We start from the raw sequence: 15,564 nt of genomic DNA, 5'->3' as shown, positions 1-15,564 counted from the left end.
ATGATTTCAGCATAAGATTCGGAGAGAGTGTATGACTATTTTGGAAACCATTTTCATGGCGGTGTTGGCCTTGGCCGCAGCCGGAGCGGGGGCGGTGTATTTCGTCCATATGCTCCAGCTGTGCTCCTATCAGTTCGGCCAGTACCGGCATTATTTGCAGAAAAATACCAAAAGCATTTTCAGCTTGCGCCGGCTGGAAAGCCTGCTTTTGCTGCTTCCCTGGATTCTGAACCAGGGGAGAGCCGATCGGGGCGCTTATTATGGGGTGATGCTCTTAGGATACTGCGTGCTCAACCGACCAAAGAAGGCCAAAAAGCCGCTGGTGTATACCGCCCGGGTCAAGCGGCTGCTGGGAACTTCGGCGGTGCTCTATGTGCTGGCCCTGATTCCCGGCCTGCTCCTGCCCTATGGCATGGCCATTTTCGGAGTGGTGCTGTTGTGTACACCTCTGGTGGTGCTGTTGGCCAACTTCATCAACACCCCTGTGGAAAAAATGGTGGCCCGCTATTATGTGGAGGATGCCCGGAAAAAGCTTCAGAGCATGCCCGATCTCACCGTGATAGGCGTCACCGGAAGCTTTGGCAAAACCAGCACCAAGTATTTTCTCAACACCCTTCTTTCCACCAAGTACCATGTGCTCATGACCCCGGGCAATTATAACACCACCCTGGGCGTGGTGCGCACCGTGCGGGAGATGCTTTCGCCCACCCATCAGATCTTTCTCTGTGAGATGGGCGCCCGGCACAAGGGGGATATCAAGGAGATCTGCGACTTGGTTCATCCCCGCTATGGTATCATCACGGCCATCGGGGAGCAGCATCTGGAAAGCTTCGGCACGGTGGACACCATCATCGACACCAAGTTTGAGCTGTATGATGCCATTCCAGCCGATGGACTGTGCTTTTTGAATGAGGACAACGAATATATCGCCACCCGGAAAGTGGGAAGCAATGTGATCCGCTACGGCCTGGAAGGGGAGAGGGACTACAAAGCCAGCGATATCACCGTCACCCCGAGTGGTACCGAGTTTACCGTCTCCGCTCCCGACGGAGAGAGTTTCCGCTATAAGACCCGGCTGCTGGGTGAGCACAATGTGCAGAATATCACCGCCGCCATCGCCGTATGTCATAAGCTGGGCATTTCCCTGGAGGAACTCCAGCCGGCCGTGCGCCGTCTGGAACCGGTGCCCCATCGGATGCAGTTGATCCGGGGCGGAAGCAACTATACCGTCATCGACGATGCCTATAACTCCAACCCCAAGGGAGCCCAGGCTGCGCTGCGCACTCTTTCTATGTGCCAGGGACTGCGGATTCTGGTGACCCCCGGCATGGTGGAGCTGGGAGAGCGGGAGTTTGACCTCAACTTCCAGTTTGGCAAACAGGCGGCGGCTTGCTGCGATTATGTGGCCCTGGTCAATCCCCGTCAGGCCGAGCCCATCCGTCAGGGTCTGTTGGCAGCCGAGTTCCCCGAGGAAAAGATGCTGGTGGCCGATACCTTGCAGCAGGCTCTGGCCTTTGCTCAAAGCTGCGGTCAGCCCGGCGAGCCCCGGTTTGTGCTGTTGGAAAACGACCTGCCGGACAACTATTAAGCCGTGCCCTTTTTTTCCGGAGAGATTTGTGGTATGATCTCTAGGGCAGTAATCAGAAAAAATGAAAACTGTTTGCGATAATAATTGTTTTTAAAACAAATAGTGAACTATTTGTCTGCGATGGAAACGGAGAGGATTAGGTATGAAGATTCGCGTGGGCGTCTTTTTTGGCGGCAAAAGCGTGGAGCACGAGGTCTCGGTGATCTCGGCCATGCAGGCCATTGCCGCTTTGGATCAGGAGAAATACGAAGCGGTGCCCATTTATATCACAAAGGACAACAAATTCTATACCGGTCCTCATATGGGCCAGATCGACACCTATAAGGACATCCCGGCGGCTTTGAAGCAGGCCACCCGGGTGGTGCTGGTGGGCGGAGAAAACACCGCCACCCTTCAGTGCTATCCTCCCAAGAAGCTGGGAAACAGCACTGTGGGAGAGATGGATGTGATCCTGCCCGTGACCCACGGCACCAATGTGGAAGACGGCGCCTTGCAGGGCTTCTTTGAGTACCTGAACATTCCCTATGCCGGGTGCGATGTGTGTGCTTCGGCGGTGGGTATGGACAAATGGGCCATGAAATCCCTGTTCAAAAGCGCCGGTCTGCCGGTGGTGGAGGGGATTCTGACCCACAAGAAAAAGTGGTTCCACGATATCGAGGCAGAGGTCCAGCGGGTGGAGGCCGTCTGCGGCGGTTACCCGGTGGTAGTCAAACCGGTGAATCTGGGCAGCAGCATCGGCATCAGCAAGGCCAGAGACCGGCAGCAGCTGGAGGAGGCGGTGGAGACCGCCATGGAATATGCCGATCGGGTGATCGTGGAGACCTGCGTTGCCAACCTGCGGGAGATCAACTGCTCGGTGCTGGGCGATCTGGACGAGTGCCAGAGCTCGGTGTGCGAAGAGCCGCTCAATGCCACCGACATCCTCACCTTTGGGGATAAATACGAAAGCGGTTCCAAGGGTTCTTCCAAGGGAATGGAGAGCCTGAGCCGGAAGATACCTGCCGATCTGCCGGAGGATGTGACCGAGAAGATCCAGCATCTGGCCGCCGAGGCCTTCCGGGCCATCAACGGCAACGGCGTGGCCCGCATCGACTTTATGATGAACAATGAGACCGGTGAGGTCTTTATCAATGAGATCAACACCATTCCCGGCTCCCTGGCCTTCTATCTATGGCAGGAAAGCGGTATTGCCTTTGATGAGCTGTTGGACAAAATGATCTGGCTGGCCATCAAGCGGAAGCGGGAAAAGGATGCATTGACGGTGACTTTTGACACCAATATTTTGTCCAACAACGCCTTGGGCGGTTCTAAAGGCGGTAAAATGGGAAGCAAACGGTAAAATCACAAAGGAAAGGGCGGCTCGGCCGCCCTTTCCAGAGGAAGTGGGGATAATATGGATCTGAACAAGCTGGAAGAAGCACTGGAACAGGACCGGCTGTGCCATATCGATATGATTGACTGCATTCGCCGGGGTTTTGCCCAGGTGGAAAAGTGGGATGAGCGGGGTGTGCTGCTGTATAACACCGGCTGCAACCAATACCATCTCACGGCAAAGGACCCCTCCTTTTTGGAGGAAGCGGTGGCGCTGTGCCGCCCTGGCCGGACGCTGGTATGCCATCAGGAAGAATATGTTCCCCAAGCGGTGAGCCGCCTGGGTCTGAACCGGATGGATTTTTACCACGGTGTCTATTCCCATTCTGCCCCGCCGCCTCAAAGGGGAGAGGAGCCGGTGATCCGCACTTTAGACCCTTCCTGGCTGGATCAGGTGTCCCCGCATTACTACGCCGACAGCGAACGGGCCATGCTGGCCCACACCCTGGCTCGGGGAGAAATCTTCGGCGCTTTCAAAGAAGAAAAGCTGGCTGGATTCATCGGCTGCCACGAAGAGGGCACTTATGGTATTCTGGAAGTGATGCCCGATTTCCGCCGTCAGGGCATTGGATATGCCTTGGAGCGCCATGTGATCGGCTGGCTGCTGGAGAGAGGAAGAATCCCTTATTGCCAGATCCGGCCAGACAACAAAGCCTCCCTTTCTTTGCAGAACCGGCTGGGACTGGAGCTGTCTCCCCGGGTGGTCCATTGGCTGTTTCCCTGATGGGAAACAGCCCTTTCCACAAGATAGTCACAGGTTGTCCCCAAGTTATGCACAGATTCCACAGGTTTATCCACAACCTGTTGGGAAAACCGGTGGAAAAATACAAAAAGTTATATTAAGTGTAAATATAACAAAAAATACAAAACAAGGGGATAATTTCTTTCCAAAAAGCCAGAATATTAGGCAAAGGATGGCTTTTTGAGGTTGACAGAAAGGCTCCCGGCACATTATAATACAAAGTGCGCAGTTGTCGTAGGCAGCGGCATGCGTCTGAGAACATCAGGCTTATGCCGGTGTCTTACCTAAAATCATTGGGGAGGTGAGCCAAATGCTGAGAACATACCAGCCGAAGAAGCGCCAGCGCAGCAAGGAACATGGCTTTATGAAGAGAATGAAGACCAGAAACGGCAGAAAGGTTCTGGCCAGAAGACGGGCCAAGGGCAGAGTACGGCTTTCTCACTAAAAACTAAGACCGCGCCATGCGGTCTTAAATTTTAATACCGAGGCTTTTCATTATGCAGCATACCCAGTCCCTTTGTGAAAATAACCGGTTCCGGGCCCTCTATGCCAGGGGGAAATCGGCGGCGGCCCCCAGTCTGGTGGTCTATGCCAGAAAGAACCGGCTCAAAACCATCAGCCGCATGGGGATCACCTGCAGCGTCAAGCTGGGGGGCGCGGTGCAGCGCAATCGGATGCGCCGCCGCCTACGGGAGGCCTATCGCCTTCAGGAGAGCCAGTTTGCCCCGGGCTATGATATTGTCATCGTGGCCAGGTCCCGGTGCATGAAATGTTCCTTTGCTGCTTTGCAGCGGGATATGATGGAGCTGTTTTCCAAGCTGGGCCTTTTGAAAAAGTGAAATGAAAAATCTGGTACTTGCGCTCATACGGTTTTACAGAAGGCGGCTGTCCGGGCTGAAACGGGCCCCGACCTGCCGCTTTATTCCCACCTGCTCTCAATACGCCTTGGAGGCGATTGAGAAATACGGCCTTTTGAAGGGCGGCGCCCTGGCTCTGTGGCGCATATTGCGCTGCAACCCGTTTTGCAGGGGCGGATATGATCCGGTGCCGTAACAAAAGAGTGTCCGTCCCTCTGCCGGGGATGGGCCTTTGACAGGATTCTGCAATTTGGCAGAAGGAGAAGATCTATGCTTGATTTTATAGCGGTCCCTTTCGGATACGTTATGCGCTTTATCTATGAAGGGGTGGGCAGCTATGGCCTTTCCATTATCCTCTTCACTCTTTTGACCCAGATCATCCTGCTCCCCTTTAACTGGAAACAGAAAAAGGGTATGATGGATGTGCAGCGCATCCAGCCCAAGATGCTGGAACTGCAAAAAAAGTACGCCAACAACCGGGAAAAATACGCTCAGGAAGTGCAGAAGCTCTATGATGAGGAAGGGGTCAGCCCCCTGTCCGGCTGTCTGCCCATGCTGCTGACGCTGCCCATCATGATGGGTCTTTATTATGTGGTGGCCCAGCCTCTGCGGTACTTCATGGGCCTGAGCACCGAAGAAATCGCCAAGATGGCCGAGCTTCTGAACATCGAAGGTCAGAGCACCATTCAGATGCAGGCCCAGGTGGTGGCCCAGTATTTCGATAATTTCAACCTGCTCAGCCAGCATTTTGATGGGCTGATGAAGGTGGATTTTAATTTCCTGGGCATCAATCTGGCGTTGACCCCGTCTTTCAAGGAATTCAACATTTTGTGGGTTGTGCCCATTTTGTCGGGCGCTACCGCCTTTTTGCAAAGCTATGTCATGCGCCTGATGCAGAAGCGTCAGGGGGTGGTGCCGGATGCTTCGGCCAATGCCTCCGCCGCAATGATGAATGTGATGATGCCGGCTATGTCCATCTATTTCGGCTTTATCCTTCCCGCTGGTCTGGGGGTCTACTGGATCTCCCGCAACATCTTTTCCGTGATCCAGGAGCTGATCCTCACCCCGTACTTTATCAAGAAGGGCCGGGAGAAGGAAGCTCAGATGATCGCCGAGCAGGAAGAGAAAAAGAAGCTCCGCCAGGAACAAATGGCCCAGCGGCGGATGGAACAGAGCCAGCAGGCCAAATCGGGCAAGGAAAAGGGCAAGCAGTCCGGAAAGACCAAGGAAACAAAGGACTCCTCCCAGGACGACGAGCAAGTTTAAAGTGCACGGAGGGTGTTTGAAATGGTAAAAAGTGTAGAAGCAAAGGGCGAATCCATCGAAGCGGCGGTGGCCAATGCCCTTGCGCAGCTGGGGAAAGAACGGGACGATGTGACGGTAGAAGTGCTGGAAAAGGGCAAAAACGGCTTTTTCGGCATCGGCGCCCAGCCTGCTGTGGTGCGGGTGAGCTATGAGACTTCTCCCGCTGATACCGCCATCGACTTTTTGGAAGGGCTTCTCACCCGCTTTGGCGTGGAAGCCCAGGTGGAATGCTCGGTGTGCCCCGAGGAAGAGAGCATCCGCCTCAACCTGGTGGGCCAGAACATGGGTTCTGTCATCGGCCGGAGAGGAGACACTCTGGACGCCATCCAGTATCTCACCAACATCGTTGCCAATAAAAACGAGGAAAAGCGGTGGCACCTGGTGCTGGATACCGAAAACTATCGGGCCAAGCGGCAGGCTACCCTGGAGCGGCTTGCAGTGAACACTGCCCAGAAAGCCCTGCGTTATAAGCGCAGCATGGCGCTGGAGCCGATGAATCCCCAGGAGCGGCGGATCATCCATTCGGCCCTTCAGGATTATGAAGGAGTGAGCACCCATTCGGTGGGCGTGGAGCCCAATCGAAAGGTGATCGTGGTGCCGGAAGGCGCCCGGGAAAACCGGGGCGGCGGCCGTCCCAATAAAGGCGGACGGGGCCGTCAGGACCAATAACCAAGTGACCCAGAGGGGCGCGGGGCTTTAACGCCCCCGCCCCCTTTTTTCTGCATCGGAAAGGAGAAAGCACCATGATGGAAGATACCATCGCCGCCTATTCCGGCGGTACATTGCCAGGGGCCATCGGTATCTGCCGCATCAGCGGACCTCAGGCCTTTGCTTTGGCCGATGACCTGTTTTTCCCCACCAAAGGGGGAAAGATGAGCCAGGGGCCTTTTTACACCATGCGCTATGGACAGGTGCGGGCCGGGGACGGCCGGGCCCTGGACCTGTGCCTGGCTTGCTGCTATCCCGGGCCGTCCAGTTACACTGGGGAGGATCTGCTGGAGATCTTCTGCCATGGCTCCCAGGCGGTGGTGGCCTGCATTCTGGAGCGGGCCATGGAACTGGGCGCCCGTCCGGCCCAGGCAGGGGAATTCACCAAGCGGGCCTTTTTGGCAGGAAAGCTGGATCTCACCGGAGTGGAGGCTGTGGCCGATCTCATCGAGTCCCAGTCGGCCGCCGCTGCCAAGAATGCAGTCTCTTTGCTGCAAGGGGGGATCTCCCGGCCCATCCGTCAGATGCGGGAAAAGATCTTTCAGCAGTTGACCCATTTTTATGCCGTGTGCGATTATCCCGATGAAGATCTGGACCCCTTTGTCAACGAAGAGGCCCGGAAGGTGCTGGAGGAGTGCACCGCAGAGCTGGACAAGCTCTACCAGGGCTTCCAGCGGGGAAGAGTGCTGAAGGAAGGACTGCCGGTGACCATCCTGGGCCGGCCCAATGTGGGAAAATCCTCTTTGCTCAACAGCCTGGCTGGATATGAGCGGGCCATTGTCACCGACGAGGCAGGCACCACACGGGATGTGGTCACCGAATCGGTGCGCTGCGGAGATACGGTGCTGAGGCTGTCCGATACAGCCGGATTGCGGGAGACCTCCAGCCAGGCGGAAAAGATGGGCATCGACAAGGCCCGAGAGAGCGCCCGGGAAAGCCGGTTGGTGCTTTGTGTCTTTGACGGTTCGTCTCTCTTGACGGAAGAGGACCGTCAGGTGATGGAAACCGCCCAGGGATTGGAGCGGGCCGCTATCTTGAACAAATGGGACAAGGGGGCTTTGGATTTCCCGGAGGTGGAACAGGCTTTCCCCAAGGTATTCCGCCTGTCGGCCAAAACCGGGGAAGGCGTATCGGAGCTTTGTCAGTGGCTGGCGGGGCTGACCCAGGGGGAAGGAGAGACCCTGGTGACCAGCGCCCGGCAGGCGGCCTTGCTGGGCAAGGCCGCGGAAAGCTGCCGTATGGCTGCGCAAAGCGCCGCCATGGGTTTTACCGCCGATGCCTTTCTGGCCGATGGGGAAGAGGCCGTGCGGCTTTTGGATGAAGTGCTGGGAGATGCAGTGAGCGAGGATATCGTCCACGGCATTTTCTCCCGGTTCTGTGTAGGAAAATAGGAGAACAGTCATGTCTTATCTGGCAGGAACATATGAAGTGGTGGTTATCGGAGGAGGCCATGCTGGCATCGAGGCGGCGCTGGCCGCGGCCCGGCTGGGCCATCGTACCCTGATGATCACCACCAATCTGGACAGCGTGGGCAATATGCCCTGCAACCCTTCCATCGGCGGCACCGCCAAGGGCCAGCTGGTGCGGGAGATCGACGCCCTGGGCGGAGAGATGGGCCGTGCGGCCGATGCCTGCGGCATTCAGTTCCGCATGCTCAACCGGGGAAAAGGTCCGGCTGTCCATTCTCCCCGGGCCCAGGCCGATCGGGCCGCTTACAAGCAGTATATGAAGGAAGTGTTGGAGCACTGTGAGAATCTGTCCATTCGCCAGGGAGAGGCGGCGGAGATCCTCACCCAGGAAGGAAAAGTCTCCGGCGTCCTGTGCGTGGGCGGCGCCCTTTATGAGACACGGGCGCTGGTGGTGTGTACCGGCACTTTCCTCAACAGCCGTATTTTTATTGGAGAGCAGAATATCTTCTCCGGCCCGGATGGTCTGGCCGCTGCTACCCACCTCACCGAGTCACTGGAAAAACTTGGCTTGCACACCCGCCGGTTCAAAACCGGTACCCCGGCCCGGGTGGATGCTCGTTCTATCGACTTTTCCGCTTTGGAGGTGCAGCGGGGAGATGAGCCGCCCCGTCCCTTTTCCTTTGACTTTCAGAGGCAGCTCGATAACGACAGCTTGTGCTATCTGACTTACACCAACAGCCATACCCATGAGATCATCCGAAAATCGTTGGATCGGTCTCCTTTGTATGGGGGAGAGATCCAGGGAGTAGGCCCTCGATACTGTCCGTCTATTGAGGACAAAATCGTCCGATTTTCCACAAAAGAAAGACACCAGGTCTTTATCGAGCCTTGTGGAAAAAATTCTGGTGAGATGTATTTGCAGGGGCTTTCCACCTCTCTTCCGGAGGATGTACAGCTGGCTTTCCTGCGTACTGTGCCTGGGCTGGAGAAAGTGGAGATCATGCGGCCGGGCTATGCCATTGAATATGACTGCCTGGACCCCACCCAGCTTACCTCCGGTCTAGGGGTGCGGGGTGTGCCCGGACTGTATGCCGCCGGACAGATCTGCGGCACTTCCGGTTATGAGGAAGCGGCAGGCCAGGGTCTTATTGCCGGTGTCAATGCCGCCCGATTCCTGGAGGGAAGGGAAGAGGTGGTGCTGGCCCGGTCCGACGGCTACATCGGCACTCTGATCGATGATATCGTCACCAAGGGCACCAACGAGCCTTATCGCATGATGACTTCCCGTTCGGAATACCGGCTGCTGCTTCGTCAGGACAATGCGGACGCCCGTCTGATGCCCCTGGGCCATGCCATCGGTCTGGTGTCCCAGCAGCGGCTGGACAAGATGCAGCGGGACTATGACCAGGTGGCAGAAGAGATCCGCCGGCTTCAAAAGACCGCGGTTTCCGGTCCGGCCCTGGCCCGGGTGCTGGAAGAGCGGGGCAGTGCGCCGGTGGGGCAGGGGATTCTGCTCAGCGATCTGCTGCGGCGTCCCGAGATCAGCTATGACTGCCTGGCTCCTTTGGACTCGGGCCGTCCGCCTCTTTCGGAAAAAGTGCGGGAGCAGGTGGAGATCCAGACCAAGTACCAGGGGTATATCCAAAGAGAACTGCGCCAGGTGGAAGAACACAAAAAGCTGGAGGAAAAGCGCTTGCCGGAGGATCTGGACTATCTGTCCATGTCCACTTTGCGGCTGGAGGCCCGGCAGAAGCTGGACGCTCTTCGGCCCCGGAGTCTGGGCCAGGCCTCCCGGATTTCGGGGGTCAGCCCTTCGGATATCGCGGCGCTGATGATTTTACTGGGGCAAAGGGGGAAATGAGATGAGCTTTACCGATGTGATCGCCCAGGGATGTTTCACATGGAACATTCCCTTGCACGAAGGGGCTTTGGAAGGGCTGGAGGAATACACCCGGCTGTTGCTGGAGAAAAACCAGGTGATGAACCTGACAGCCATTACCGAGCCGGATCAGGTGGCTGTGCGCCATATGCTGGACTGCCTGTTCCAGCTTTCCTGCGGAGATTTTGAAGGAAAGTGGGTCATTGATATCGGAAGCGGGGGAGGGTTCCCTGGTATTCCTTTGCAGATCGCCCGGCCCAGCGCCCGGTTCCTGCTGCTGGACAGCCGGAAAAAGCGGGTGGATTTTTTGCAGGAAGTGTGCGATGCCATGGGGCTTCCGGCTGAGACCATGGCCGGGCGGGCGGAAGAAGCGGCCTGGCAGAAGCAGCTGCGGGAGAAGTTCGATATTGCTGTCTCCCGGGCGGTGGCGCCTATGAATATCCTTTGTGAGTTGTGTTTGCCCTTTGTCCGTCCCGGCGGATTGTTCCTGGCCATGAAGAGCCAGAACGAAGGGGCTGAACAGGAGATCCAGGGGGCACAAAAAGCCATCCGCACTCTGGGAGGACGGCTGAAGGAGCAGCGGAGTTACCAGCTGCCCGGCACCGATGTGCATCATCAGGTAGTGGTGATCGAAAAAGTGAAAAACACCCCGCCGGCCTATCCCCGGCGTTATGCCAAGATCGAAAGCGCCCCTCTGTAAGGGAGGGCGTGGCGGGACAGCCGTTCCTCTCTTTGCCTTGGGCGCTCGCCGCTGGGGGAGGGGGGAGGTGCCGACAAAAGATTCTGTTTTTTTCTCTCTTCATGTGACACTTTTTGCAAAGAGATGCTGATAAAATGTCACCATGGAGGTGATGGACATGCTGGAACGGTTCTCTCTTCGGCGGACAAGCCGGGAAAATCAACCCCTGCGGTTTTTGCAGGTGGAGGATATCCACATCAATCCCAACCAGCCCCGGAAGTTTTTTGATGAGAAGGCTTTGGAAGAGCTGACGGCCAGCATCCGACAATATGGGCTCATCAACCCTCTCACCGTGCGGGAGACAGGGGAGGGCTATGAACTCATTGCCGGGGAACGGCGGCTGCGGGCCAGCCGGGGGGCCGGATTACATACCGTGCCCTGCTATGTATTACCCTCCAGCGATCAGGATTCCTCGGTGTTGGCTTTGGCGGAAAACCTTCAGCGACAGGACTTGGATTTTTACGAAGAAGCCCAGGGCATCGCCCGGCTGATCCATGTCCATGGGCTGACACAGCAGCAGGCGGCGGACAAGCTGGGAAAAACCCAGTCGGCCATTGCCAACAAGCTGCGTCTGCTCCGCCTGCCGCCGGAGGTCATCGCTCTTCTCCGGCAATACCAGTTCAGCGAGCGTCATGCCCGGGCTCTTCTTCGGCTGGAAAATGGGGAGCAGCAGCTGCAGGCGGCCCGGGCCGCCGTCCGCCATGAATGGACGGTGGCACAGCTGGAGCGGTATGTGGAATCCTTGCGCCAAACGGGGCAGAAAGGCCTTCGTTCCCGCCCCAAAATGCTGGGCGATGTGCGCCTCTTCATCAACACCCTGAGCCGGGCAGTGGAGACCCTGGGTCAGGCCGGTGTAGGGGCCGCCATGCAGCGCCGGTATGAAGGGGAGGAAATGGTGGTTACCATCCGTATCCCCGCTGCCGCCCCCACCGGGACGGGCAGCGTTTCTCCATAACCTTTTGATCCTCTCTGTTTTTGTTCCATGTGAAACATTTTCACATGGAACATTTTTTTATGTTTCACATGAAACAGCGGGGAACAGGAGAAGAAAAGGGAGAAAAATCGTTCTGTGGGCCTTTGCGCTCTTGCGGCTTTTGGGTTTAGGCATTATAATAGAAAAAGACGAAAAAATTTTGAAAATGCCCCTTTCTGGGGGAAAAAGAAGAAAAACAGAGCGTTGGAGGAGAAAATGGGCAAAATACTGGCAGTAGCAAATCAAAAAGGCGGTGTGGGAAAGACCACCACCGCAGTGAATCTGGCGGCCTGCGTGAGCAGCCTGGGGAAGAAAGTCCTGCTGTGTGATTTTGACCCACAAGCCAATGCCACTTCGGGTTTTGGGCTCACTGAACGGGTGCGTCGGAGCGTTTACGATGTGATCACCGGGGAAGTACAGGCGAAAGATGCCATTTTACGCACCAAATGGTGTGATGTGCTGCCGGCCCACATCAATCTGGCGGCGGCTGAGGTGGAGCTGGCCTCGGTGGAAGGACGGGAACACCGGCTGAAAGAGGCGCTGGATGAACTGGCGCCTCAATATGATTTTATCTTTATCGATTGCCCACCTTCTCTGGGGGTGCTCACCGTCAATTCCCTGGTGGCCTGCCAGCAAGTGCTGGTGCCCATGCAGTGTGAGTACTATGCTTTGGAAGGGCTGAGTCAGCTGGTCAATTCCATCCGTACTGTCAAGAGATCCCTCAATCCTCAGATCGATATCGAAGGGATCGTGCTCACCATGTACGATGGCCGCACCAATCTGACCATTCAGGTGGCCGAGGAAATCAAACATTTCTTTGGGGAGAAAGTATATCGCACCGTGGTGCCCCGGAATGTGCGGCTGTCGGAAGCACCCAGCCACGGGATGCCTATTCTGGCCTATGAGCGCACCTCTCGGGGGGCTGAGGCCTATCAGGCCATCGCGGAGGAATTCCTCCGCCGGAATCAGTAGTCGCAGAAGGGGAGAGGAGGAACACCCTATGACAGCAGGACACAAAGGCTTGGGAAAGGGCCTGGGCTCGCTTTTTGGAGAAGAGCTCACCGAAACACAGGGAACGGTCTCCCAGGTGGAATTGCGGCAGATCGAACCCAACCCCGCCCAGCCCCGGCGGGATTTTGCCGAGGAAGCATTGGCACAGTTGGCCGAAAGCATCCGGGAAAACGGACTGATCAGTCCCATTACCGTACGTAAAACCGATACCGGCTATCAGGTTGTGGCCGGAGAGCGGCGCTGGCGGGCTTGCCGCCTGGCCGGCTTGGATAAGGTGCCGGTGATGGTGGTGGAGGCCGATGACAAATTGGCCTTTGAAATGGCCATGATCGAAAATCTTCAGCGGGAAGATCTGAATCCCTTGGAAGAAGCAGAAGGATACCGGGAACTGATGGACCGGTTCCACATGACACAGGAAGAAGTGGCCCGGAAGGTGGGAAAGAGCCGCCCGGCGGTGGCCAATGCGCTGCGCCTTTTGGGTTTGCCGGAGCCGGTACGGGAGCTGGTGCGCACCGGGGAGTTGTCCCAGGGCCATGCCCGTACGCTTCTGGGCCTTTCCAAAGAAGAAACCCTGATCAAGGCAGCGGAAACAGTGCTCACCTATGGCCTTTCGGTGCGCCAGACCGAAAAGCTGGTGAAGCGGCTGGAGCAGCTGGATCAGGGGGAAGAAGAGGAACCCATCCTGGATGAAGGACAGATCTATATTGATGAGCTGGAACACCGGCTGGCCCAGGTCACTGGCCGCAAAATCAGCATCAGTCAGGGGAAGGACAAAGGTCGGATCACCATCGAATACTATGGCAATGAGGATCTGGAAAGCCTGACCCAGGTGATCTATTCCATGAAAAAGCAGTAGGTCCGTGGGCCGGGAGGGTTTTCATCCATGAAAAAAAGCAAGTACCTTCGGGGAGAAGGCTTGGCCTTGCTCATCGCTCTGGTGGTGGGATTTGTGGTTTTTTATGCCTTTTTACCCCCGATTTCCCTGCAATCCAGGGAATTTTATTTCTTTGCCATCCTGCTGATGGGCGTGTGGTTTCTGGCCCGTATCCCCATCGTCTCCTCCTATGTGGAGGAAAAGGGGATGCAGGGGCGCAAGAAGAAACTCTATTCCTTTTTCCCGTTGCTCATCGCCGCCTTGCTGGCCGTGCTGCTGGTGCTGTTTAGCGTGCTCTCTCTGAAGATTTTCAACGCATCCCGGTACAGCAGTTTGCTTCGGGTGGAGGAGGGGAACTTTACCCAAGACATTCCCCAGATCACCTATGACCAGATCCCCATGCTGGATACCGAAAGCGCCCAGCGGTTGGGAGACCGGAAAATGGGTGAGCTGGCCGCCACCAACAACGAGGAGCAAAAGTCCCTGGTTTCTCAGTTTGAAGTATCCGACGACTATATCCAGATCAATTACCAGAACCGGCCCATGCGGGTGACTCAGTTGGAATACGCCAGCTTTTTCAAATGGCTGACCAACCGGAAAGAGGGTCTGCCCGGCTATATCATGATCGATATGGTGACCCAGGAAACCCAGCTGGTTCGGCTGGAGCAGGGGATGAAGTATTCTCCTTCGGAATATTTTGGCCGGAACATTGAGCGGTATATGCGCTTCCGCTATCCCACCATGCTGCTGGGCAAGCCCAGCCTGGAAGTGGACGACGACGGCACACCCTACTTTGTGGCACCCCGATTGAAGAACAAGATCGGTATGCTGGGCGGCACCGATGTGGTGGGGGCTGTGTTTGTCAATGCCGTCACCGGCGGCCATACCTATTATGATCTGGCCGAGGTGCCCTCCTGGGCCGATCATATTTGCCCCGCCGATCTGCTGGTGGAGCAGTACGATTATTACGGCGCCTTCAATGACGGTTTCTTCAATGCCTATATCGGTCAGAGAGGCGTCACCCGCACCACCGAGGATTACAACTACATCGCCATGAATGACGATGTGTTCGTCTATACCGGCGTCACTTCGGTGAGCAGCGATCAGTCCAACATCGGCTTTTTGCTGTGCAACCAGCGGACCAAGGAAGCTAAGTTCTATCCGGTTTCCGGCGCCACCGAACAGTCGGCCCAGTCCTCGGCCCAGGGAGCGGTGGAGGATCTGGGGTATACGGCAACTTTCCCCATTTTGCTCAACATCAACAACCAACCCACTTACTTTATGTCTCTCAAGGACAGCTCCGGTTTGGTGAAGATGTACGCCATGGTCAATGTGGCAAACTACCAGCGGGTAGCGGTGGGGGGCACCGTGGCGGAATGTGAGAAGAAGTACACCCAGACCATGCAGGCCGACAGCAGCTATGTGCCACAGGAAACACAGCAGGCCAGTGGTTCCATTGAAGAAATCCGTTCCGCTGTGGTGGGCGGGTACACTTGGTATTATTTCAAGATCATCGGCTATCCCCAGTATTTTGCCATGTCTGTGGAACAAAACACCTCGCTCCCGGTGCTCAACACCGGCGACAGCATCACCATCACCTACGACAGCCAAGCGGTGGACGGGGTGGCCAAGGCATTGGATGTGACCCGGAACCCTGCATCCTAAAAAAGAACAGACCAAACAGGCGGCCAGTGAAGTGACCCCAAAAAGTTAGACAATATTTTGAAGTAAAAATTGTTCAAGCAGCCGAAAGGGCTTGCTGTCTGTGACTTGCAGGCGGCAAGCCCTTTAGCTTTGCCTTGATCCTGCGGTTGTTGTAGTAATCCAGATATTCAACGAGTTCCAGTTTGAAGTGTTCCATGGACTGAAATTCTTGCAGATATAGCAGCTCACTTTTGAGCAGCCCAAAGAAATTTTCTATCACAGCATTGTCCAGACAGTTCCCCTTACGGCTCATGCTCTGCCGGATGCCTTTCTCTCGGAGCATCCGTTGATACTGTTTATGTTGGTACTGCCAGCCCTGATCAGAATGGAGAATGAGGTTTGTTCCGTCCGGAATTTTTGCAAATGCCTCGTTCAGCATGGTCGTCACCATGCTGAGCACAGGA

General features: G+C 56.2%; 16 protein-coding genes. 15 read left to right on the top strand and 1 reads right to left on the bottom strand.

Annotation, left to right across the window (positions count from 1 at the left end; genetic code table 11):
* The first annotated feature begins 31 nt into the window (after nt 1-31).
* The 15 genes from murF (at nt 32) to KQI26_RS01280 (ending at nt 15,121) form a co-directional block, all read left to right on the top strand.
* Nucleotides 32-1,588, top strand: coding sequence for a UDP-N-acetylmuramoyl-tripeptide--D-alanyl-D-alanine ligase (murF, locus tag KQI26_RS01350; RefSeq protein WP_216502846.1), 1,557 nt, complete (start codon nt 32-34; stop codon nt 1,586-1,588).
* 142 nt (nt 1,589-1,730) lie between these two features.
* The gene (locus KQI26_RS01345; protein WP_118747668.1) at nt 1,731-2,927 is read left to right on the top strand and encodes a D-alanine--D-alanine ligase family protein; all 1,197 of its coding nucleotides are present in this window, start codon (nt 1,731-1,733) and stop codon (nt 2,925-2,927) included.
* 54 nt (nt 2,928-2,981) lie between these two features.
* Entirely contained in the window at nt 2,982-3,683 is a 702-nt protein-coding gene (locus KQI26_RS01340) for a GNAT family N-acetyltransferase (RefSeq protein ID WP_216502845.1), read from the top strand.
* A gap of 328 nt (nt 3,684-4,011) precedes the next feature.
* Nucleotides 4,012-4,146 (top strand): 50S ribosomal protein L34, encoded by a 135-nt coding sequence (rpmH, locus tag KQI26_RS01335; protein ID WP_118427986.1) that lies wholly within the window; start codon nt 4,012-4,014, stop codon nt 4,144-4,146.
* A 52-nt stretch (nt 4,147-4,198) separates the two neighbouring features.
* Nucleotides 4,199-4,540 (top strand): ribonuclease P protein component, encoded by a 342-nt coding sequence (gene rnpA, locus KQI26_RS01330; RefSeq protein WP_118747666.1) that lies wholly within the window; start codon nt 4,199-4,201, stop codon nt 4,538-4,540.
* A gap of 1 nt (nt 4,541) precedes the next feature.
* A complete protein-coding gene (gene yidD / locus KQI26_RS01325) occupies nt 4,542-4,754 on the top strand; it encodes a membrane protein insertion efficiency factor YidD (RefSeq protein WP_118427988.1) in 213 nt (70 codons plus the stop codon).
* A 110-nt stretch (nt 4,755-4,864) separates the two neighbouring features.
* Nucleotides 4,865-5,824 carry a YidC/Oxa1 family membrane protein insertase gene (gene yidC / locus KQI26_RS01320; protein ID WP_216502844.1) on the top strand — a complete coding sequence of 320 codons (960 nt, stop codon included), beginning with the start codon at nt 4,865-4,867 and terminating at the stop codon, nt 5,822-5,824.
* A 21-nt stretch (nt 5,825-5,845) separates the two neighbouring features.
* Nucleotides 5,846-6,532 (top strand): RNA-binding cell elongation regulator Jag/EloR, encoded by a 687-nt coding sequence (gene jag, locus KQI26_RS01315; RefSeq protein ID WP_118747665.1) that lies wholly within the window; start codon nt 5,846-5,848, stop codon nt 6,530-6,532.
* 74 nt (nt 6,533-6,606) lie between these two features.
* Entirely contained in the window at nt 6,607-7,962 is a 1,356-nt protein-coding gene (gene mnmE, locus KQI26_RS01310; protein WP_216502843.1) for a tRNA uridine-5-carboxymethylaminomethyl(34) synthesis GTPase MnmE, read from the top strand.
* 10 nt (nt 7,963-7,972) lie between these two features.
* On the top strand, nt 7,973-9,841 hold the full coding sequence (gene mnmG, locus KQI26_RS01305) for a tRNA uridine-5-carboxymethylaminomethyl(34) synthesis enzyme MnmG (protein WP_216502842.1): 1,869 nt from the start codon (nt 7,973-7,975) through the stop codon (nt 9,839-9,841).
* A 1-nt stretch (nt 9,842) separates the two neighbouring features.
* Nucleotides 9,843-10,559 (top strand): 16S rRNA (guanine(527)-N(7))-methyltransferase RsmG, encoded by a 717-nt coding sequence (rsmG, locus tag KQI26_RS01300; RefSeq protein ID WP_216502841.1) that lies wholly within the window; start codon nt 9,843-9,845, stop codon nt 10,557-10,559.
* Between the two features lie 157 nt (nt 10,560-10,716).
* Nucleotides 10,717-11,553, top strand: a complete 837-nt coding sequence (locus KQI26_RS01295) for a ParB/RepB/Spo0J family partition protein (RefSeq protein ID WP_253292605.1) — start codon at nt 10,717-10,719, stop codon at nt 11,551-11,553.
* Nucleotides 11,554-11,787: 234 nt separating this feature from the next.
* The gene (locus tag KQI26_RS01290; RefSeq protein WP_118747700.1) at nt 11,788-12,543 is read left to right on the top strand and encodes a ParA family protein; all 756 of its coding nucleotides are present in this window, start codon (nt 11,788-11,790) and stop codon (nt 12,541-12,543) included.
* 28 nt (nt 12,544-12,571) lie between these two features.
* On the top strand, nt 12,572-13,438 hold the full coding sequence (locus KQI26_RS01285) for a ParB/RepB/Spo0J family partition protein (protein WP_216502839.1): 867 nt from the start codon (nt 12,572-12,574) through the stop codon (nt 13,436-13,438).
* Nucleotides 13,439-13,465: 27 nt separating this feature from the next.
* The gene (locus KQI26_RS01280; RefSeq protein ID WP_216502838.1) at nt 13,466-15,121 is read left to right on the top strand and encodes a CvpA family protein; all 1,656 of its coding nucleotides are present in this window, start codon (nt 13,466-13,468) and stop codon (nt 15,119-15,121) included.
* A gap of 73 nt (nt 15,122-15,194) precedes the next feature.
* Here KQI26_RS01280 and KQI26_RS01275 read toward each other — a convergent pair.
* Nucleotides 15,195-15,564: IS3 family transposase (locus tag KQI26_RS01275; RefSeq protein ID WP_253292604.1), on the bottom strand; the 370-nt coding region annotated here is incomplete at its 5' end.

It is taken from the genome of Intestinimonas sp. MSJ-38, from assembly GCF_018917925.1.
Classification (GTDB): domain Bacteria; phylum Bacillota; class Clostridia; order Oscillospirales; family Butyricicoccaceae; genus Pseudobutyricicoccus.
Note: the sequence above shows the minus strand (reverse complement) of the source record. Positions and strands in the feature narration are given on the sequence as shown.